The organism is Flavobacterium sp. HJ-32-4 (genome assembly GCF_022532105.1).
Classification (GTDB): Bacteria; Bacteroidota; Bacteroidia; order Flavobacteriales; family Flavobacteriaceae; genus Flavobacterium.
In genome coordinates this window covers 2,484,475-2,503,524 of record NZ_CP092832.1, presented here as the reverse complement: position 1 = coordinate 2,503,524, position 19,050 = coordinate 2,484,475, and the positions used below count along the sequence as shown (strand labels likewise).

The following is a 19,050-nucleotide window of genomic DNA, read 5'->3' as shown; positions in this document are numbered from 1 at the left end:
TTTAAAAATCATTTTGCTCATTGTTAAAAAACTGCTCGAGCGCCTGCAGGTCCGGGATCATGACATTACGTGCCTTACTTCCTTCGAACGGTCCGACGATTCCAGCCGCTTCCATCTGATCAATGAGACGACCCGCGCGGTTGTAACCCAATTTGAGTTTCCGTTGCAGAAGTGAGGCAGAACCCTGTTGCGCCGCCACAATGACTTCGGCAGCTTCCCGGAACAACGGATCACGCTCAGAGATGTCCATATCAATTTTGATGCCAGTATCGTCATCTCCGGTAAATTCCGGCAATAAATACGCATTTGGATAGGCTTTCTGCGATCCGATGAACTCGGTAATCTTCTCTACTTCCGGCGTATCAACGAACGCACATTGCACCCGTATTACGTCATTTCCATTGGAATACAGTAGGTCACCGCGTCCAATGAGCTGGTCGGCACCCTGGCTGTCAAGGATGGTACGCGAATCGATCTTCGACGTCACCCGGAAGGCAATACGCGCCGGGAAGTTCGCCTTGATGATACCCGTGATGACATTCACCGACGGACGTTGTGTGGCGATGATCAGGTGGATACCGATGGCACGCGCCAATTGGGCCAATCGCGCAATCGGTGTCTCGACTTCCTTACCGGCCGTCATGATGAGATCGGCAAACTCGTCGACAACCAATACAATATACGGTAGGAAGCGGTGCCCGTTCTCAGGATTCAGGCGACGCGACTTGAACTTTTCGTTGTATTCCTTGATATTCCGCACCATCGCATCCTTCAACAGCGAGTAGCGGTCGTCCATTTCCACACACAACGAGTTCAGGGTGTTGATGACCTTATTATTGTCGGTGATGATCGCATCTTCCGTATCCGGTAACTTAGCGAGATAGTGGCGTTCGATCTTGTTGAAAAGCGTCAATTCTACTTTCTTCGGATCGACCAACACGAATTTCACTTCCGCCGGATGCTTCTTATATAGGAGTGACGTCAATACGGCGTTCAATCCCACCGATTTTCCCTGCCCGGTCGCACCAGCCATCAGCAAGTGCGGCATCTTCGCCAGGTCTACCACGAAGGTTTCGTTGGAAATGGTTTTCCCAAGTGCAATCGGAAGTTCCATTTCGGCTTCCTGGAATTTAGCGGAACTGATGACGCTCCGCATCGATACCATCGTCGGTTTTTGGTTCGGCACCTCAATACCAATCGTTCCTTTTCCCGGAATTGGTGCGATAATCCGGATGCCCAATGCCGAAAGCGAAAGAGCGATGTCGTCTTCCAGACTTTTGATTTTCGAAATCCGGATACCGGCTTCGGGTATGATTTCGTATAACGTCACCGACGGCCCGACCGTTGCCTTGATCTGTGCAATGTCGATTTTATAGTGTCCGAGCGTCTCGACAATACGGTTTTTGTTCTCTTCGAGTTCTTCCTGGTTGATGGTAATGCCGCTGGTCGAATACTCTTTCAACAGATCGATGGTCGGAAATTTGTAGTTCGACAATTCAAGCGTAGGATCGAACAACCCAAAATCCTCGACCAACTTCGACGCGAGGTTTTCTTCAATGATGTCCTCCTCCTCTATCTTCTCAATCACGAATTCTTCTTCAGGAGCGGGAACATCCATAATAGGCTTAACCGGCGGCGGCACGACTTTCGGTGTCAGGTCGATCGACAATTCCGAAGCCGAACCAATAGTGGGCTTAAGCGCTTCGCGGTCGATTTCGAATTGGGAGACCGGTTTGGTAATCAACTCCGGCTCCGGAATATCCTCCTCCTCCTCTATCGGAAAAGCAGTGGCGAGTTCCGGACCCGGATGGTGTTCATCTTGCTCATCGACCGCAAACTCTTCAAGATTATACGCCGTCGCACCGTCGGCAACCGGTGACTGCACCGATGCGATGTCTTCCTTGATTTCCGAACGCGTACGCTCGAACAAGGCCTTGATAGAATCAGGCGATATACGAATCTTGAAAATCAGGTAAATGACAAAGGCAAAAATCAGCACGAACGCTGTTCCGGTTTTGCCGATATAATCCTGGAGGAACAGGTTCATTTCATATCCCACCACACCGCCGAGCTCGGGCAGGAAGGCGGCGAAGAAACCCATCATCACCGCAATAACGGCGACAGCATACAAATCCCAGAACCAGGTGTTGCGTAATTTGGATACCTTAAGGTCAAGTACGAGATACGCACCTGTCAGGAAAAAAAGACGTACAAACAGAAATGATCCGACGCCGAATCCTTTGTATACGAAGATGTCGGCCAGATAGGCTCCGAATTTACCCAACCAATTCCCTGTGACCGCGGTGCGATCCGTCAGTTGGGAAACGGCGCTTTGGTCTTCCTGTCCGTAAATGAAAAACGATACGAACGCCAACAGCAGGGCGAGTGAAAACAACACGAGCAATACGCCCAACACGACCTGGTACTGCCGGGGAAACCACGTTTTGGGTGTAGTTTCGGCAGCGTCGTTACGGACTTTTTCCTTTTGCTGTTTTGCCATGGGAATGTTATATGGAGCGTAAAAATACTAAAATTCCGTCCGTCAGGGTGCCATCAGGTAGGGAACGTAGATAATACCGCAAACCGCGAGGGCGGCCATAGCGGCAAAAAAAACGGCCCCGGCCCCAATATCCTTAATAAACCCAATCTTGGCATGGTAATCCGGGTGGATAAAATCGGCTATCTTTTCAACCGCCGTGTTCACTCCCTCAACCGCCAACACCAACCCGATCGCAAAGGTTTGGGCCAACCATTCCTCTTTTTTGATATGGAAGAAAAAGCCGGCAATCGTAAGGACAACACCGAGGCTCGCCTGCACCATGATACTGTGTTCGGTGGTGAGGAGTTTCCACGCGCCGACCAGCGCATACCGAACACTTTTCACCCGTCCGGTGACGAAAGAATGATCCTGCTTCATCGTGTTACAGTGCCGCGAGGGCTGCCTCATAGTTCGGCTCATCCGCCGTTTCGGCCACCTGTTCAGCGTATTGCACGATTCCGTTTTCGTCGATAACAACTACGCAGCGTGACAACAATCCTTCCAATGGACCAGTGGTAAAATCGACGCCATAGGTTTTTCCGAAACTACCGTCACGGAAGTCCGACAGGTTGATGACGTTGTCGAGTCCTTCTGCTGCACAAAAACGCTTTTGTGCGAACGGCAGGTCTTTCGAAATGCAAAGCACTTTCGTGTTCTCAAGTGACGACGCCTTTTCGTTGAATTTGCGAACGGAAGCGGCACAGGTGCCGGTATCGACACTCGGGAAGATATTCAATACGAGCTTACTGCCTTTGAAATCAGCCAGTTTGGCGACAGAAAGATCGTTCTTTACCAATTTAAAATCAGGGGCCGCAGTGCCGTTCTGTGGCAGTTGCCCGCTGGTCATGACGGCATTGCCGCCCAATGTTACTGTAGACATATCAAGTGTTTTGACAAAAATAGGGATTCAAAATGGGATGTGGAAGGACTCGCGACCAATGCAGACATTTATCCGATTTTCTTGACACCTTTGGAAAAGATCCACTTCATGAACAGCTTTTCGCCCTCAGCCGTCCGTACGGCCTGGAATTTAGGGGCGAGGAGCGTCGCTACCATAAAGGCTGTCAGTGGCCTCCACCAATCGGTCAAGTGGGTAAAGTGTTGTACCAGAAAATACACAGGGATAAAAAAAGCCGCGTATCCCAGAAAATTATAAACCAATGCTTTCGTTTTGTTACTCATTATCAGGTTGACTTAGATACTTTCCTTTCTTGCTGCCCTCATACATTTCGAACTTGACGAAACGCGATTCGAGACCGCCATTGAACAGTTTGATTTTACGGGAAGGCTTGAGTCCGATGAAACGCAACGCCTCCGCATTCGCCGTTATAAACCAGGCGTGGGTATTCGGATAGCTTTGTTTCAGCGTGTCGCCCAACTCCCGATAAAAGCGTTCGATATCAATATCGAGTCGCTCGCCATACGGCGGATTGAACACCATCAAAAGCGGACCCCGCACCTCTTTTTCGCTGTCGAAGAAATTCCGCTCAGTTACCGTGACATAATCGTCGAGGTTGGCATTCTTCAAATTATCCTTGGCTTTCAGGACGGCGCTGGGTGCCTTATCGTAGCCGTTGATCGTATAATGGAATTCGCGTGTCTTCTTCAATAAAGACGACACAATGGTTTCGAAGAGCACGCTGTCCCAGTCCTTCCATTTCTCAAACGCAAACTCCTTACGGTTGATGTTGGCAGGAATGTTACAGGCGATCATCGCGGCTTCCGCCAGGATGGTACCACTTCCGCACATCGGGTCGAGGAAGTCACCCTGCCCGTCCCAACCTGCCAGCAAAAGCATTCCGGCGGCCAACACTTCATTGATGGGTGCGATATTCGTAGCCGTTCGGTAACCCCGATGGTGGAGCGATGCGCCGGAAGTGTCGAGCGCTACCGAACACTGTTCCCGGTCGATGTGCACATTGATCCGCAGGTGGGGAAATTCTTTATCGATAGAGGGCCGTTGTCCGGTCTTTTCACGAAACTGGTCGACGATGGCATCCTTGCATTTCTGTGCAACAAACTGCGAATGACGGAAACGGTCCGAGTGCACCGTGGCGTCGATGACGAAGGTTTCTTCCGCACCCAGCAATTCGCTCCAGTCGATCGACTGTATTCCTTTATATAATTGCAAGTCGTTGAACGCGCGAAAACCCGCAATGGGTTTCAATATTTTTAAGGCCGTACGCAACGATAGGTTGGCCTTATACATAAAGCCTTTATCGCCCACAAACCGCACCATGCGGGTACCGATCTCGACCTGCTGGGCGCCGAGGTTGCGCAGTTCCTTCGCCAGTATTTCTTCGAAGCCGAAGAAGGTTTTGGCAATCATCGTGAAATTGTCTTCCATCGGGAGAATTTGCCGCAAAAGTACGTTAATTTCAAAGATTCCGGATAAGGGCTTCGATCCGGATTTTTTCATTTCGCCAAAATTCTACCGTTCTTTTTGCCATATTGTCAATTATATCGTTTTCGCCTTTTCCGGTAGCCGTCCGACAGCGCTTTCCCTTATATTTGTAACCGCGTTTTGAAAAAAGCGAAACGACCTTAACACACGCAAACATGTCCGATAAAGCTACTATCCTTTACACCATTACCGACGAAGCCCCGATGCTCGCCACCCATTCGTTCCTTCCCATTGTACAAGCCTTTGCCGCACCGGCAGGGATTACCGTTTCGACCCGGGATATCTCGTTGTCAGGGCGAATCCTGGCTAACTTTCCGGAGTACCTGAACGAAGGCCAACGGCAGAACGACGACCTGGCCGAACTGGGCGCCATGGCACTACTGCCCGAAGCGAACATCATCAAGCTGCCGAATATTTCCGCTTCTGTACCGCAGTTGAAAGCAGCGATCGCCGAGTTGCAGGCGAAAGGATATGCATTGCCGGACTATCCGGAAGACCCGAAGACCGATGCTGACAAAGTGATCAAACTAAAGTACGCCAAAGTATTGGGATCGGCCGTTAACCCGGTGTTGCGGGAAGGGAACTCCGACCGTCGCGCCCCGAAAGCCGTTAAGAACTATGCGAGGAAGAACCCGCATAGCATGGGTGCCTGGTCGCCAGATTCGAAGACCGAGGTGGCGAGTATGACCGAAGGCGACTTTTACGGAAGCGAGCAATCCGTTACCGTGGCGTCGGATGACACGTTCCATATCGAATTCCATGGCAGCAATGGTGACGTTAAAGTGTTGAAAGCCGACAGCCCGCTTCTGGCAGGTGAAGTCATCGACAGTGCTGTGATGCGGCTTTCGTCGTTGACACGGTTCGTGGAAGAACAGATAGCCGATGCGAAAGCGAAAAATATCCTCTTTTCCGTACACCTGAAAGCGACGATGATGAAGGTCTCCGATCCTATTATTTTCGGTGCCTTCGTGGATGTGTTCTTTGCCGACGTGTTCGGGCGTTTTGCTACACTGTTTAAAGAACTCGGCGTTGACACACGCAACGGCTTAGGTGATGTATACGCCAAGATCGCCGGTCATCCACAACAACAGGAAGTAGAAGATGCGTTGGCAACTGCTATCGCAAACGGACCCGCCCTGGCCATGGTCAATTCCGATAAAGGCATTACCAACCTACATGTGCCTTCCGACGTGATTGTGGATGCTTCGATGCCGGCTATGATCCGCACATCCGGACAAATGTGGAACAAAGACGGTAAGCCACAAGACACTAAGGCTATTATCCCTGACCGATGTTACGCCGGCGTTTATGTTGCCACCATTGACGATTGCAAGAAAAACGGTGCGTTTGACCCGCGTACTATGGGAAGTGTGCCGAATGTAGGACTCATGGCGCAAAAAGCAGAAGAATATGGTTCACACGACAAGACCTTCCAGGCAGAAGGCGATGGCGTAATTCGGGTGGTATCCGGAACCGGCAGCGTTTTTATGGAACAGCCCGTTTCAAAAGGCGATATCTTCCGCATGTGCCAAACCAAAGACGCGCCGATCCGCGACTGGGTAAAACTGGCGGTAAACCGCGCGCGTTTGTCGAGTACACCTGCCCTTTTCTGGCTTGATGAACAACGCGCCCATGACCGGGAATTGATTGCGAAAGTACAGACGTACTTAAAAGAATATGACACGAACGGACTTGATATCCGCATCCTTGATCCGATTGCGGCAACGAAAGTGTCACTGGAGCGCATCCGTAAAGGCGAAGACACGATTTCGGTGACCGGGAACGTCCTGCGTGACTACCTCACCGACCTCTTCCCTATCCTGGAATTGGGTACCTCCGCCAAGATGTTGTCGATCGTGCCGTTAATGAACGGCGGTGGTCTTTTCGAAACCGGCGCAGGAGGATCAGCCCCTAAACACGTGGAGCAGTTTGTAGAGGAAGGATACCTCCGGTGGGATTCGCTGGGCGAGTTCCTGGCGCTGGGCGTCTCCCTTGAACATTTGGGGCAGACGCAGCAGAACCCGAAAGCGATGGTCCTCTCGGAAACCCTCGATGCCGCCACGGAGAAGTTCCTTGAAAATGACAAATCACCGGCACGAAAAGTCGGGCAAATCGATAACCGCGGTTCGCATTTTTACCTTGCCCTTTACTGGGCGCAGGCGTTGTCTAACCAGGATAAAGATGCAGAATTGAAAGCGATCTTTACGCCAATTGCGGCGGCTCTTACCGAAAACGAAGGGAAAATCGACGCCGAACTGATCGGTGCCCAGGGTTCGCGTCAGGAAATCGGCGGTTATTATCGCCCTGATGCGCGTCTTACCGAAGCGGCGATGCGACCAAGTACCACGCTCAACACGATTTTAGCGCAGTTGGTATAACATAAAATTAACATCGCGAAAAAAAAAGCAGTAAGGGGACGTACTACCTTTGCGCATCGATTTACTACCCTACCTCATGCGCTTATTTAAAAGTAGTTGCGGATGGCTGTTCCTCTTGGTATCGCTCTCCGCCTTTGCACAGCAAAAGTATACCCTTTCGGGTACCGTCAAAGATGCCTCTTCAAAAGAAACACTCATTGGTGCGAGTCTGTACGTCTCAGAGACGAAGTCGGGCATTACCACCAATGAGTACGGTTTTTACTCGCTGACCCTACCGGCGGGTACGTACCATCTGGTCATAAGCTATCTCGGCTATCCGAGTATCGAAAAGACCGTGGAGTTGACCTCGGATGTAAAACTAGACATTGATGTCACGTCCGAACAACAGGAATTGGAGGAGGTTACCATCAATTCCAACAGTACACGTACGGATGTGCGGCGGCCTGAAATTGGCGTCAACAAACTAAGCGTACAGCAAATCAAGCGGATGCCGGTGGTGTTGGGTGAAACTGACATCCTGAAATCCATCCTTCAATTGCCGGGCGTTACCAATGCCGGCGAGGGGGCATCAGGGTTCAACGTACGCGGGGGCGCCGCTGACCAAAACCTGGTGTTGCTGGATGAAGCGACGATTTACAACACCTCCCACCTCTTTGGCTTTTTCTCCGTTTTCAATACAGACGCCATCAAAGACCTGAAACTCTATAAAGGCGGCATCCCGGCGCGTTATGGCGGGCGGGTTTCATCGGTATTGGATATCTATCAAAAGGAGGGAAATCAAAATGAATTCCATGCCAATGGTGGCATCGGACTCATCTCAAGTCGTTTATTGGCGGAGGGTCCTATTGAAAAAGGACGGGGTTCGTTTCTGGCGGCTGGCCGTGCTTCCTATGCCCACCTGTTCCTGAAAGCAACCGGAAATGCCAATTCAGCCTATTTTTATGACCTGAATACCAAACTCAGCTACCGTCTTAACAGCCAGAACAATCTGTTCCTGTCAGGCTATTTCGGACGCGATGCCTTTGATATCAGTGACAACTTCAACAACCTGTATGGCAATGCAGTATTGAACCTTCGCTGGAACCACCTTTTCTCGGACCGGTTGTTCTCTAACCTCTCCCTTATCTACAGTGACTACTATTACGGTTTGACATTGAACTTTATCGGATTCCAATGGGATTCAGGTATTCGCAACTACAACATAAAGTACGACTTTAAATATTACCTGAACGAGAAAACGAAATTGTCGTACGGATTGAACGCCATTTACCACGATTTTAATCCGGGGGAAATTTCGCCTTCGGGAGCCGACTCGGGCATCAATCCACGGGCGCTCGAACACAAATATGCTGTAGAGCCGGCACTCTATCTGGAAGCCGAGCAACAGTTGACCGACCGTCTGTCGGTGGATTACGGCCTGCGGTGGAGCTTCTTCTATCGCATGGGAGCCCAGAACCTAAACCAATATGCCGATAACCGCGCCGTTGTGTACAATCCGGAGTTGGGGATTTATGAGAAAGCCGATCCGATTGGGGTGCGGTATTACGGAACCGGCGATCGCATCAGTTCTTTTTCGAATGCCGAGCCACGCTTTGCCCTGTCTTACCAACTCAATGACAATACGTCGATCAAGGCAGGATACATCCGTATGGCACAATACCTGCACCTGATCTCGAACAGCCAGTCGCCTACTCCGCTGGACGTATGGGCACCGAGCGACCAATACCTGAAACCGCAGTTACAGGACCAGTGGTCGATGGGCTACTTCCGGAACTTCATCGAAAGTGATTATTCACTCGAAACCGAAGTCTTCTATAAAACACTACAAAACCGCGTCGACTATATCGACGGTGCCGACCTGATCGCCAACGAGGCCATTGAACAGGTCGTGCTGCCGGGCCGCGCGCGTGCCTATGGTTGGGAAGTGATGCTGCGCAAGAACAGCGGCCGCCTGAACGGCTGGATCGCCTATACCCTTTCGCGTTCGGAACAACGCACACCGGGCCGCGACAGCAACGAACCGGGTATCAACAACGGAGAATGGTATAAGACTCCCTATGATAAACTGCATAACCTTGCCATCACCAGCTCCTACAAATGGAACGAACGCTGGCAGTTTTCCGCCAATTTCACCTTGCAGTCGGGGCAACCTGTAACCTTTCCGAACGGGCAGTACGAGTACCAGGGCATCATCGTGCCGAGCTACGGACTGCGGAACGAAAACCGCCTTCCGGCCTACCACCACCTTGATGTGGCCGCTACGTATGTACCTCGCAAACGCCCCGGACAGCGGTACGATCGGGAGTGGGTGTTTGGTATTTACAACCTCTATAACCGCATGAACGCAGCCTCGATCTCGTTCCGGCAAAATGAAGACACGGGCCGAAACGAAGCCGTACGCCTGTCAATATTCGGGATTGTTCCCAGTGTTACCTTTAATTTCAAATTCTAATCTGTATGAAACGACTTTTCTTTTGCCTGGCATTGGCCGCACTGACGTTTTCATCCTGTGAGAAAGTAATTGATGTCGATCTCGACACCGCCGCACCACGTCTTGTCATAGATGCCGCACTCGAGTGGCAGAAAGGCACCGAGGGCAGCGAACAACATATCCGCCTTACCACTACAGCAGGCTATTACGACGAAACAGTTCCGACCGTATCCGACGCAATAGTTGAAGTTACGGCAGGCAGCGGTGCTACATTCAGTTTTACCGAAGAAAACCCGGGCGACTACGTATGCCGCAACTTCGTGCCGGTATTGAACGAGACGTATACCCTATCGGTAACAAGCGGTGGCAATACCTATACCGCTACCGAAACACTCTTCCCTGTACCTGACATCGGTGAGGTCGAACAGGAAAACGACGGAGGATTTCTCGGCGACGAAATTGAAGTCCGGTTTTTCTACCAGGACGATCCCAACGCGCTGAATTACTACGTTGCCCGTTTTGATACGGAAGTCATTCCCTACCCAGATTTTTATTCGTATTCGGATGAGTTCTTCCAGGGGAACCGCACCTTTGAGTTCTTTAGTGACGAAGACCTGAAAGCAGGCGATGTCGTCAACTTTCGACTGGCCGGCGTATCGCGCCGTTGCCAGGAATACATCCAAAAACTGGTTACGGTGGCGGGCAACAACCAAGGGCCTTTTGGAACGCCTCCTGCAACCGTACGGGGTAACCTGGTCAATACGACCGAACCTGCAAAATATGCCCTGGGGTATTTCAGGGTGTCGGAGGTCGACTCGGCAAGTTATACCGTCCAGTAGCGAAAACCGGTCCGGATCGCGTAACTTTGCCGCATGTCTTCCCACCACATCGTACGTGACGACCAGGAACCGGCACTGATCATCGCCAACGGCGCACCGTGTAGCGACGAATTACTCGGCCAGTTACTGGAGTGGCAACCGTTGGTCATCGTGTTGGATTCCGCTATCGAACGGGTGCTGCCTTTAGGAATCAAAATCGATGTGTTACTAGGGGATTTTGACCGTGGTTTTGATCCGGAAGTGTATCGCGAGCAACAGTATCCTTTGGACATCGTCTACGCTCCCAACCAGGACAAAACCGATCTTGAAAAAGCGTTCGACTATTTGATCGACCGGGGCATTCCAGCGGCAAATGTCGTTTGGGCCACAGGGAAGCGCGCCGATCATACCATCACCAACCTTACGAGTATCATCCAATACCGAAACAGGCTGCATATTACCATATTGGATGACCATTCGAAGGTGTTCATGCTGCCGAGAAGCTACCGAAAATGGTATCCGGAAGGCACCAACCTGTCGTTGATTCCGATTGGGACAGTAACGGGGATTACTACCGATAACCTTGTATGGTCGCTACAAAACGACAGCCTGTCGATTGGCTACCGTACCGGCAGCAGCAACCGTGTGGCACAGGATGGCATTGTGGCGATCGACCACGTCGAAGGCGACTTATTGCTCATGGAATGTTACGACTGATTTCGTATCTCCAGGCAAAACGTTGTAGGAAGGTTTTTGCCTTTTTGCTGGTCGTATAGGATTAGTGAAGGGGAAGTTTAAACAAAGCGTCCCGGATTTCATCAAAGTGTTCCCACGGAATGAAGTGGTTGGCATTCGGGATGGTGATGACGTTCAGCGTTTTAGCATTCTCCAGTTCCCTCCTCATAAACGCCACGTTCTCATACGGCACCAGCGGATCTTTCGTGCCGTGGACAATCAACACCCGCGAGGTGATTTTTTTCAGGTTGGCTTGTAACCCATACAGATCCGTCTTTAACAACCAAAGTTCATCGTTTGACATACGCATCGCGCCGGGAATCAAATACCGCAAGGGGGCCGTGGCAATAACCGGGCGCCATTTTTCCGGATTCTCGGCCTGCGGATCCACCGAACCCGACAGCACGACCACGTTTTCATACCGGTCCGGATGCAACGACGCGATCTTCAACACCACCGGCCCGCCCATCGAATGGCCAATCAACACACAGGGTTGGCCGTTGTCAAGTACGGCGATAGCGTTTGACAGACGCGCGGCCTGGGTCGGCAGGTTTTCGACGTCGCCATAGTTACTATCCCCAAAACCCGGTCGGTCAAAGGAGACCATCCGGTATTTCGAAAGCAGCAGCGAATCGGTCAGGTAGGTTTCAAAGGCCGTCCAACTCCCCGGTGAACCATGGATGAAATACAACGTAGGTTTTGTCTTGTCTCCTGTTTCAATGTAGTGGATGTTGCGATCCCCGAACACCAGCGTGCTATCATGATACGCCACGTGACTTTTGGCAAAATAGGCCGCTGTTTCTTTGTGGGAATATTTCATCGTCATACACGACTGGCACATGACGACATACACTAAAAACACGACGGCCGCCACATAGCGCTTCCGGAACCTGCGTTTCTTTTCCATTGGGTACGAATTGATCTAAAATTACGTTATTTTTCGCCTAAAGGATTTGCTAACCGCATAAAAACCTATCTTTAAACTACAAATGTCCCACATGCACACGCCCAAGATCGACATCGTCGAAAAAAAGCTTCTGTCCGACAACCATTACCGCCTTGAACGCATCACGTTCGATTACGAAAAGCCCGACGGGACGATCGAACGACAGTACCGTGAGGCGTATGACCGTGGCAACGGAGCCGCCATCCTTTTGTATAATGTTGCCAACCGTACCATCATCCTCACCCGCCAATTCCGTATGCCGACCTACCTGAACGGCAACCCCACGGGCATGATGATCGAAGCCTGCGCCGGCCTGTTGGAAGAAGACGATCCGGCCGAATGCATCCGACGGGAAGCGATCGAGGAAACCGGCTATGAAGTCCGTGAAGTACGAAAGGTCTATGAAACTTACATGTCGCCCGGATCGGTGACCGAAATCCTCCATTTATTCATTGGTGAATACCTGCCGGAAATGAAAAAAGGGGACGGTGGTGGGCTCGAATCCGAACACGAGAATATCGAAGTACTCGAGCTGCCCTTCCAACGCGCGATGGAGATGGTGGAGAACGGCGACATCCGCGATGCCAAAACCATCCTACTGCTGCAATACGCCGAGATGAAGAAACTATTTGACCAATAAGCCAAATTAAGAAAATTACAAACTCAACACTCAAAACTCCTTCTATGCGATTTCAAGTGGTTTCCGATTTCCAGCCCATGGGCGACCAACCGCAGGCAATTGCCTCATTGGCGCGTGGTATCCGCGAAGGCGAAAAATACCAGACCTTATTGGGCGTAACGGGTTCCGGAAAAACGTTTACGATTGCCAATGTGGTGCAGGAAGTCCAGCGCCCCACGCTCGTATTGGCCCATAACAAAACACTCGCTGCGCAATTGTATTCGGAGTTCAAGCAGTTTTTCCCGAACAACGCCATTGAGTATTTTGTTTCCTACTACGACTACTACCAACCGGAAGCGTATATGCCGGTCACGGGTGTGTATATTGAAAAAGACCTTTCCATTAACGAGGAGTTGGAGAAGATGCGACTCAGCACCACCTCTTCCCTCCTATCCGGCCGACGGGACGTGTTGGTCGTGGCATCGGTGTCGTGCCTGTATGGTATCGGCAACCCGGTGGAGTTCCAGAAAAATGTCATCTCGGTACATAGTGGCCAGATGGTGTCGCGGACCAATTTACTCCACCGACTCGTCCAGGCCCTGTATTCCCGAACAGATGCGGATTTCACGCCCGGTCGTTTCCGCATCAAGGGCGACACGGTCGAGATCTTTCCGGGCTATGCCGACGAACCCTATCGCATCCACTTTTTTGGGGATGAGATTGAGGAAATCGAAGCGTTTGACCCAAAGACCTCCCTCGTCATCGAGAAATTCGACAAACTCAACATCTACCCGGCCAATATGTTTGTGACGTCACCGGATGTGTTGCAGCGGGCGATATGGGACATCCAGCAGGATATGGTAAAACAGGTCGACTACTTCAAATCCATCGGAAAACACCTCGAAGCCAAACGATTGGAGGAACGGACGACATTTGACCTTGAAATGATCCGGGAACTGGGCTATTGCTCCGGCATCGAAAATTACTCGCGTTACCTCGACGGACGCCTTCCGGGAACACGGCCCTTTTGCCTCCTCGACTATTTCCCGAAAGACTTCCTGATGGTCGTCGACGAAAGCCACGTCACGGTGTCACAGGTGCACGCCATGTTCGGCGGCGATCGTAGCAGGAAGGAAAATTTGGTGGAATATGGATTCCGCTTGCCGGCGGCGATGGACAACCGTCCGTTGAAATTCGAGGAGTTCGAAGCACTGCAGAACCAGGTGATATATGTCTCGGCTACCCCGGCGGAATACGAATTGCAGAAATCGGAAGGGATTTATGTGGAACAGATCATCCGCCCAACCGGACTCATCGACCCAGTCATTGAAGTGCGCCCGAGCCTCAACCAGATCGACGACCTGATCGATGAAATCCAACAACGGGCCGAGATCGACGAACGCACCCTCGTGACGACGCTTACCAAACGGATGGCCGAAGAACTCGCCAAATACCTGACGAAAGTAGGCATCCGTTGCCGCTACATCCACTCAGAAGTGGATACACTCGAGCGTATCGAAATCATGCAGGATTTACGAAAAGGAATATTCGACGTACTGATTGGCGTGAACCTTTTGCGGGAAGGACTCGACCTTCCGGAGGTGTCATTGGTCGCCATTCTCGATGCCGACAAAGAAGGCTTCCTTCGCAACAACCGTTCGCTTACCCAGACCATCGGACGGGCAGCCCGTAACCTGAACGGCAAGGCCATCATGTATGCCGACAAAATCACCGACAGCATGCAACGGACGATCGACGAAACCAACTACCGCCGGACGAAGCAGCTCAACTACAACGCTACGCACAACATTACCCCAACCGCGCTCAATAAGAAACTTGATAATGTCTTCACGCGCTACAGCCTGGTCGATGCAGAACTGTCGCCGGAGAAAGCGGCCGCAGAACCCGTCGATATCTACCGTTCGAAGGGCGATGTCGAAAAGCTCATCCGCGACAAACGGAAAGCGATGGAAAAAGCGGCGAAAGACCTCGACTTCATGCAGGCCGCCCGCCTTCGTGATGAAATCAAAAAGCTGCAGGGACAACTGGAGGAATAGCAAAAAAGCTCCCAATCGGGAGCTTTTTCACGAATTATAAGAAACCTATTGTATTAGCCGATCTCAATAGTACGCTTCGGCTTCGGCAACGCTTCGAGGCGTTTCGGCAGGGTCAGCTTCAGGACACCCGCTTCATATGACGCCTCTATCTGGTCGTCGCTCACCGTCTTAGGCAGGGTGAACGAACGACGGAAACTGCCATACGCAAACTCACGGCGCGTATAGCGTTCGTTGATCTCTTCATGCTGGGTTTGCTCTTCGGACGAAATCGTCAGGATGTTCTTGTCGACTTCCAGTTTGATATCCTCTTTCTTTTTGCCGGGTACGGCGACCTCAATGAAAAAGGCTGTGTCGGTTTCGCGGATATTGACCGCCGGAGTTAACGGATGGAAACTTTGTACGCCCCCCAGAAAATCCGGACGCAATACGTCATCCAAAAAAGAAGGAAACCAGGTACCGTTTGTGCGCTTAACCATATTCATATCGTTGTTATTTAAGTTTGACATTGTTGCCGTTCTCTTTACAAACGATATTCCATCCCTACGAAACCAGACATAAAGTCCGATTTACATGCGTTTAACGACAAAATTGTGTCAAAATGGCGTATTGTTAGTTTTGTTGTGCGCGAAAAGCAGCAAACAGGGTGTCCGCGTCTACCACCCGATCCGGTGATTGCTTCATAAGGTGCAGGATGCGTCGCGTCGCCGCGGGATTAAGCCCCATGTTGATACATGCCTGCGCAAGGGTCGTTTCTTCCTTTTCATGCAGGATACCGTCGATATGCATCAGCAACGCCAACCGGTAAAACTGCTTGATGCGCTCGAACTCCGAACGTATCACGGTCGGGTATTCTTCCCGGTGGAACATCCCATCAAACGTAGACTTGTCAATTCCCAGGTCGTTTGCGATCATCCAAAGGAAATCGTACTCCTTTTTATGTAACATGCCGTCGACGACCGAAAAGGCAATCATATCGTGCAACAGGCTGATTCTTTCTTCGTAGTTCTCCATCGATTTACGTACTTTTAGCAAAAATACACAAATCACCTTCCATGATCCGCATTCTGCTCTTCACCGCGCTTTTGGTGTTTGTGATGGTTCGCGTACACGCCCAGGGAAGCACGGCCTCGCCCCGGGTCTCAACCTTTACGATTGATGCCCCACAACTCGGCGGCCCGCGTAAAATCTGGCTCTACCTGCCGAAATCCTACACCTCTGATAAAAAGAAACGCTATCCCGTCTTATACCTCCATGACGCCCAGAACCTGTTTGACACCAAAACGTCGTTTGCCGGCGAATGGGAAGTCGACGAAACGCTGGACAGCCTGAACGCCAACATCATCGTGGTCGGTATCGAAAACGGCGGCGAGAAACGACTGTCGGAACTCACGCCCTACCCCCACGAAAAATACGGCGGCGGCGGCGCGGATGCCTATATCGATTTCATCGTGCAGACGCTGAAGCCACACATCGATCGGGTGTACCGCACGAAAACGACACGAAAAAATACGGCAATCGGGGGCAGCTCGTTGGGCGGACTCGTCTCGTTCTACGCCGGGCTGCGACATCCTGACATTTTCGGCAAGGTATTGGCCTTTTCACCGTCTTTCTGGTTCAGCAACGCCATCTATGACCTGGCGGAAAAACAGGAAAAGATCCGAATGAAGGTCTACTTCCTGTGCGGCGACAGCGAAAGCGAGGAAATGGTCCCCGACGTCGACCGTATGGTGCGCCTACTCGACACCAAACGCTGTTACTGCGAAAAACTCACCAATAAAGTCGTCGTAAAAGGCGGCAAACACAACGAAAAACTCTGGCGCGAGGGATTTCGCAACGCGATTCTCTGGCTCTATTAAATACGACTATGGATAACAACGATATATTGAAAAAACTGCGGGTAGCCCTGCAGCTGCGCGACGACCAGATCGTCGAGATACTCGAACTGGTAGACTTCCGGATTTCAAAAGGAGAAGTCGGGAATTTCTTCCGCAACGCCGATCACCCGAAATACGTTTCCTGCGGCGACCAGGTGTTGCGTAACTTCCTCAACGGACTCGTCCTCCATCTGCGGGGTCCACGCGAGGCGCCGAAAGATCCCAAAACCGTGCTGGCCGCAACGGCACCGAAGGCTAAAAAACCCACTACTCCCACACCAAAAGCACCCGCCTCCAAAAAACCGGCGTCCAAACCCCGGAATGCGAAGAAGACCCCGGTAGTAGAAAATGTACGTTTCAAAAACGGCAAGAAAACGCCGAAGAATACGTAAAATGCCCGCTAATTGCCTCATCATTTGTGAATTGTTCGTATAACGAAACTTTTTTTAGATTAAGGAGGTAGGGTATTTCGCTTTTCGATTGTTACACAAGTAACATCCCCGTTTCCGGCCACCGATAGAAGGCGGAAAGGGCTGCCCGATCGCTTTGGCGGGTTGATAATGATAATGAAACTGGCTTACAAAGCGGAGCCAAAGAATGCATGCCAAAAACACACGTCCACCTCGTAAAGGAAGCCGAAGAGCGACTGCTATGCGCGTTCATAGCAGGTGATGCCGACGCGATTCGGAATATGGTAGCCCCCAACATTACCGTAGTAAGTGCATACGGCGAATTTTTCTTAGGCGTCGACAACATCCCAATGTCCCATGTCGGCGTTATGCGCGTCCATACCATTAAGGTCCTCCAGCAACACGTAACCGACTACACATCGGTGGTAATCGTCAATACACTCGAAGAACGAAAAGGCGTCTACCGCGACATCGAATTCGGTTCGCGCATGCGCACCACCCGCGTCTGGCGTTTCGATGGTCGTGCCTGGCGCATCGTCCACGGTCATATCGTACAGGCAGAATAAAAAAATCCCGGTTTTCACCGGGATTCTTCTTTATATATAACGCCGTCGATTAACTCAACGCCGCTTTTACCTGGTCCGCTGCTTCCTGGAACTGAACCGCCGACAAAATCGGCATACCCGAATTGTCGATCATTTCTTTCGCTAATTCGGCATTCGTTCCCTGAAGACGTACAATGATCGGCACTTTAATGGTGTCGCCCATGTTCTTATACGCATCGATTACACCCTGCGCCACACGGTCACAACGAACGATACCACCAAAGATGTTGATCAGGATCGCCTTTACGTTCGGATCACGCAAAATGATACGGAAGGCCGTTTCCACACGTTTCGCATCCGCAGTTCCGCCCACGTCAAGGAAGTTCGCCGGCTCAAAGCCCGCATATTTGATAAGGTCCATCGTCGCCATCGCAAGTCCGGCGCCGTTTACCATACATCCTACCGTACCGTCGAGGTCTACATAGTTCAGGCCTACTTCCTTCGCCTCCACTTCAATCGGGTTCTCCTCACGCACGTCGCGCATCTCAGCGATTTTCGCCTGACGGTACAACGCATTATCGTCGATGTTTACTTTCGCATCAACTGCAAGGATTTTATTATCGGATGTCTTCAACACCGGGTTGATTTCAAACATCGAGGCGTCGCTGCCGATGTAGGCATTGTACAATGCATCCACGAACTTCACCATTTCCTTGAAGGCATTGCCCGAAAGTCCGAGGTCAAACGCAATCTTCCGCGCCTGGAACGCCTGCAGCCCCACGGCCGGGTCGATTTCCACAGTGAAGATCTTGTCCGGATGGTGCTCCGCTACTTCTTCGATATCCATACCGCCTTCGGTCGAATACATGATCATGTTCCGTCCTTTCGCACGGTTGAGCAATACCGACATATAGAATTCCGATGTCTCACTCTCACCAGGGTAATACACATCCTCGGCAATCAGCACTTTATGCACTTTCTTGCCTTCCGGCGGTGTTTGCGGCGTCACCAGGTTCATGCCGATGATCTGCTCGGCCAGTTCCTCCACTTGCTGAAGGTTCTTCGCCAGCTTCACGCCACCGCCTTTGCCACGCCCTCCGGCATGGATCTGCGCCTTCACCACATGCCAGCCGGTGCCGGTCTCTGCCGTGAGTTGCTTCGCGGCCGCAACGGCTTCCGCAGGATTGTTCGCCACGATCCCGCGCTGCACGCGCACGCCGTAGCCCGCGAGGATCTCCTTACCTTGGTATTCGTGTATGTTCATCTGTTAGGATTTTGTGTAAAGTGGCACAAA

General features: G+C 51.3%; 18 protein-coding genes. 9 read left to right on the top strand and 9 right to left on the bottom strand.

The window, feature by feature from the left end; genetic code table 11:
• Position 1: 1 nt before the first annotated feature.
• From MKO97_RS10535 to MKO97_RS10515, 5 genes are all read right to left on the bottom strand, one after another.
• The gene (locus MKO97_RS10535; protein ID WP_241103183.1) at positions 2-2,500 is read right to left on the bottom strand and encodes a DNA translocase FtsK; all 2,499 of its coding nucleotides are present in this window, start codon (positions 2,498-2,500) and stop codon (positions 2-4) included.
• 42 nt (positions 2,501-2,542) lie between these two features.
• Positions 2,543-2,917 (bottom strand): diacylglycerol kinase, encoded by a 375-nt coding sequence (locus MKO97_RS10530; RefSeq protein ID WP_241103182.1) that lies wholly within the window; start codon positions 2,915-2,917, stop codon positions 2,543-2,545.
• A gap of 4 nt (positions 2,918-2,921) precedes the next feature.
• The gene (gene tpx / locus MKO97_RS10525) at positions 2,922-3,419 is read right to left on the bottom strand and encodes a thiol peroxidase (RefSeq protein ID WP_241103181.1); all 498 of its coding nucleotides are present in this window, start codon (positions 3,417-3,419) and stop codon (positions 2,922-2,924) included.
• A gap of 68 nt (positions 3,420-3,487) precedes the next feature.
• Positions 3,488-3,721 (bottom strand): hypothetical protein, encoded by a 234-nt coding sequence (locus tag MKO97_RS10520; protein ID WP_241103180.1) that lies wholly within the window; start codon positions 3,719-3,721, stop codon positions 3,488-3,490.
• Positions 3,714-4,886 (bottom strand): class I SAM-dependent RNA methyltransferase, encoded by a 1,173-nt coding sequence (locus tag MKO97_RS10515; RefSeq protein ID WP_241105518.1) that lies wholly within the window; start codon positions 4,884-4,886, stop codon positions 3,714-3,716. The genes MKO97_RS10520 and MKO97_RS10515 overlap by 8 nt, the downstream gene beginning before the upstream one ends.
• 212 nt (positions 4,887-5,098) lie before the next feature.
• Here MKO97_RS10515 and MKO97_RS10510 point away from each other — a divergent pair, with 212 nt between their 5' ends.
• From MKO97_RS10510 to MKO97_RS10495, 4 genes are all read left to right on the top strand, one after another.
• On the top strand, positions 5,099-7,321 hold the full coding sequence (locus tag MKO97_RS10510) for an NADP-dependent isocitrate dehydrogenase (RefSeq protein ID WP_241103179.1): 2,223 nt from the start codon (positions 5,099-5,101) through the stop codon (positions 7,319-7,321).
• A 76-nt stretch (positions 7,322-7,397) separates the two neighbouring features.
• Positions 7,398-9,773, top strand: coding sequence for a TonB-dependent receptor (locus tag MKO97_RS10505; RefSeq protein WP_241103178.1), 2,376 nt, complete (start codon positions 7,398-7,400; stop codon positions 9,771-9,773).
• Positions 9,774-9,778: 5 nt separating this feature from the next.
• Positions 9,779-10,591 (top strand): DUF4249 family protein, encoded by an 813-nt coding sequence (locus MKO97_RS10500; protein WP_241103177.1) that lies wholly within the window; start codon positions 9,779-9,781, stop codon positions 10,589-10,591.
• Positions 10,592-10,624: 33 nt separating this feature from the next.
• Positions 10,625-11,287: a thiamine diphosphokinase gene (locus tag MKO97_RS10495; RefSeq protein WP_241103176.1), complete on the top strand. Its 663-nt coding sequence runs from the start codon at positions 10,625-10,627 to the stop codon at positions 11,285-11,287.
• 61 nt (positions 11,288-11,348) lie between these two features.
• Here the strand turns inward: MKO97_RS10495 and MKO97_RS10490 are convergent, their stop codons facing one another.
• A complete protein-coding gene (locus tag MKO97_RS10490; RefSeq protein WP_241103175.1) occupies positions 11,349-12,212 on the bottom strand; it encodes an alpha/beta fold hydrolase in 864 nt (287 codons plus the stop codon).
• Positions 12,213-12,303: 91 nt separating this feature from the next.
• Here MKO97_RS10490 and nudK point away from each other — a divergent pair, with 91 nt between their 5' ends.
• Entirely contained in the window at positions 12,304-12,891 is a 588-nt protein-coding gene (nudK, locus tag MKO97_RS10485) for a GDP-mannose pyrophosphatase NudK (RefSeq protein WP_241103174.1), read from the top strand.
• 44 nt (positions 12,892-12,935) lie between these two features.
• The gene (uvrB, locus tag MKO97_RS10480) at positions 12,936-14,927 is read left to right on the top strand and encodes an excinuclease ABC subunit UvrB (protein WP_241103173.1); all 1,992 of its coding nucleotides are present in this window, start codon (positions 12,936-12,938) and stop codon (positions 14,925-14,927) included.
• A gap of 53 nt (positions 14,928-14,980) precedes the next feature.
• On the opposite strand, the gene MKO97_RS10475 is transcribed toward uvrB, so the two are convergent.
• Both MKO97_RS10475 and MKO97_RS10470 read right to left on the bottom strand, forming a co-directional pair.
• On the bottom strand, positions 14,981-15,409 hold the full coding sequence (locus tag MKO97_RS10475; protein ID WP_241103172.1) for an Hsp20/alpha crystallin family protein: 429 nt from the start codon (positions 15,407-15,409) through the stop codon (positions 14,981-14,983).
• A 127-nt stretch (positions 15,410-15,536) separates the two neighbouring features.
• Positions 15,537-15,974: a TerB family tellurite resistance protein gene (locus MKO97_RS10470; RefSeq protein WP_256463638.1), complete on the bottom strand. Its 438-nt coding sequence runs from the start codon at positions 15,972-15,974 to the stop codon at positions 15,537-15,539.
• 5 nt (positions 15,975-15,979) lie between these two features.
• On the opposite strand from MKO97_RS10470, the gene MKO97_RS10465 reads away from it, so the two are divergent.
• The 3 genes from MKO97_RS10465 (at position 15,980) to MKO97_RS10455 (ending at position 17,777) form a co-directional block, all read left to right on the top strand.
• Entirely contained in the window at positions 15,980-16,783 is an 804-nt protein-coding gene (locus MKO97_RS10465) for an alpha/beta hydrolase (RefSeq protein WP_241103170.1), read from the top strand.
• An 8-nt stretch (positions 16,784-16,791) separates the two neighbouring features.
• Entirely contained in the window at positions 16,792-17,193 is a 402-nt protein-coding gene (locus tag MKO97_RS10460; protein ID WP_241103169.1) for a DUF1456 family protein, read from the top strand.
• 209 nt (positions 17,194-17,402) lie between these two features.
• Positions 17,403-17,777, top strand: coding sequence for a nuclear transport factor 2 family protein (locus tag MKO97_RS10455; protein ID WP_241103168.1), 375 nt, complete (start codon positions 17,403-17,405; stop codon positions 17,775-17,777).
• Between the two features lie 49 nt (positions 17,778-17,826).
• Here the strand turns inward: MKO97_RS10455 and sucC are convergent, their stop codons facing one another.
• Positions 17,827-19,020 (bottom strand): ADP-forming succinate--CoA ligase subunit beta, encoded by a 1,194-nt coding sequence (gene sucC / locus MKO97_RS10450; RefSeq protein ID WP_241103167.1) that lies wholly within the window; start codon positions 19,018-19,020, stop codon positions 17,827-17,829.
• Positions 19,021-19,050: the final 30 nt, after the last annotated feature.

Coding starts and splice junctions, on each gene's coding strand:
- MKO97_RS10535 (WP_241103183.1), bottom strand. CDS start 2,500: ATGGCAAAACAGCAAAAGGAAAAAGTCCGTAACGACGCTGCCGAAACT.
- MKO97_RS10530 (WP_241103182.1), bottom strand. CDS start 2,917: ATGAAGCAGGATCATTCTTTCGTCACCGGACGGGTGAAAAGTGTTCGG.
- tpx (WP_241103181.1), bottom strand. CDS start 3,419: ATGTCTACAGTAACATTGGGCGGCAATGCCGTCATGACCAGCGGGCAA.
- MKO97_RS10520 (WP_241103180.1), bottom strand. CDS start 3,721: ATGAGTAACAAAACGAAAGCATTGGTTTATAATTTTCTGGGATACGCG.
- MKO97_RS10515 (WP_241105518.1), bottom strand. CDS start 4,886: ATGGAAGACAATTTCACGATGATTGCCAAAACCTTCTTCGGCTTCGAA.
- MKO97_RS10510 (WP_241103179.1), top strand. CDS start 5,099: ATGTCCGATAAAGCTACTATCCTTTACACCATTACCGACGAAGCCCCG.
- MKO97_RS10505 (WP_241103178.1), top strand. CDS start 7,398: ATGCGCTTATTTAAAAGTAGTTGCGGATGGCTGTTCCTCTTGGTATCG.
- MKO97_RS10500 (WP_241103177.1), top strand. CDS start 9,779: ATGAAACGACTTTTCTTTTGCCTGGCATTGGCCGCACTGACGTTTTCA.
- MKO97_RS10495 (WP_241103176.1), top strand. CDS start 10,625: ATGTCTTCCCACCACATCGTACGTGACGACCAGGAACCGGCACTGATC.
- MKO97_RS10490 (WP_241103175.1), bottom strand. CDS start 12,212: ATGGAAAAGAAACGCAGGTTCCGGAAGCGCTATGTGGCGGCCGTCGTG.
- nudK (WP_241103174.1), top strand. CDS start 12,304: ATGCACACGCCCAAGATCGACATCGTCGAAAAAAAGCTTCTGTCCGAC.
- uvrB (WP_241103173.1), top strand. CDS start 12,936: ATGCGATTTCAAGTGGTTTCCGATTTCCAGCCCATGGGCGACCAACCG.
- MKO97_RS10475 (WP_241103172.1), bottom strand. CDS start 15,409: ATGAATATGGTTAAGCGCACAAACGGTACCTGGTTTCCTTCTTTTTTG.
- MKO97_RS10465 (WP_241103170.1), top strand. CDS start 15,980: ATGATCCGCATTCTGCTCTTCACCGCGCTTTTGGTGTTTGTGATGGTT.
- MKO97_RS10460 (WP_241103169.1), top strand. CDS start 16,792: ATGGATAACAACGATATATTGAAAAAACTGCGGGTAGCCCTGCAGCTG.
- MKO97_RS10455 (WP_241103168.1), top strand. CDS start 17,403: ATGCCAAAAACACACGTCCACCTCGTAAAGGAAGCCGAAGAGCGACTG.
- sucC (WP_241103167.1), bottom strand. CDS start 19,020: ATGAACATACACGAATACCAAGGTAAGGAGATCCTCGCGGGCTACGGC.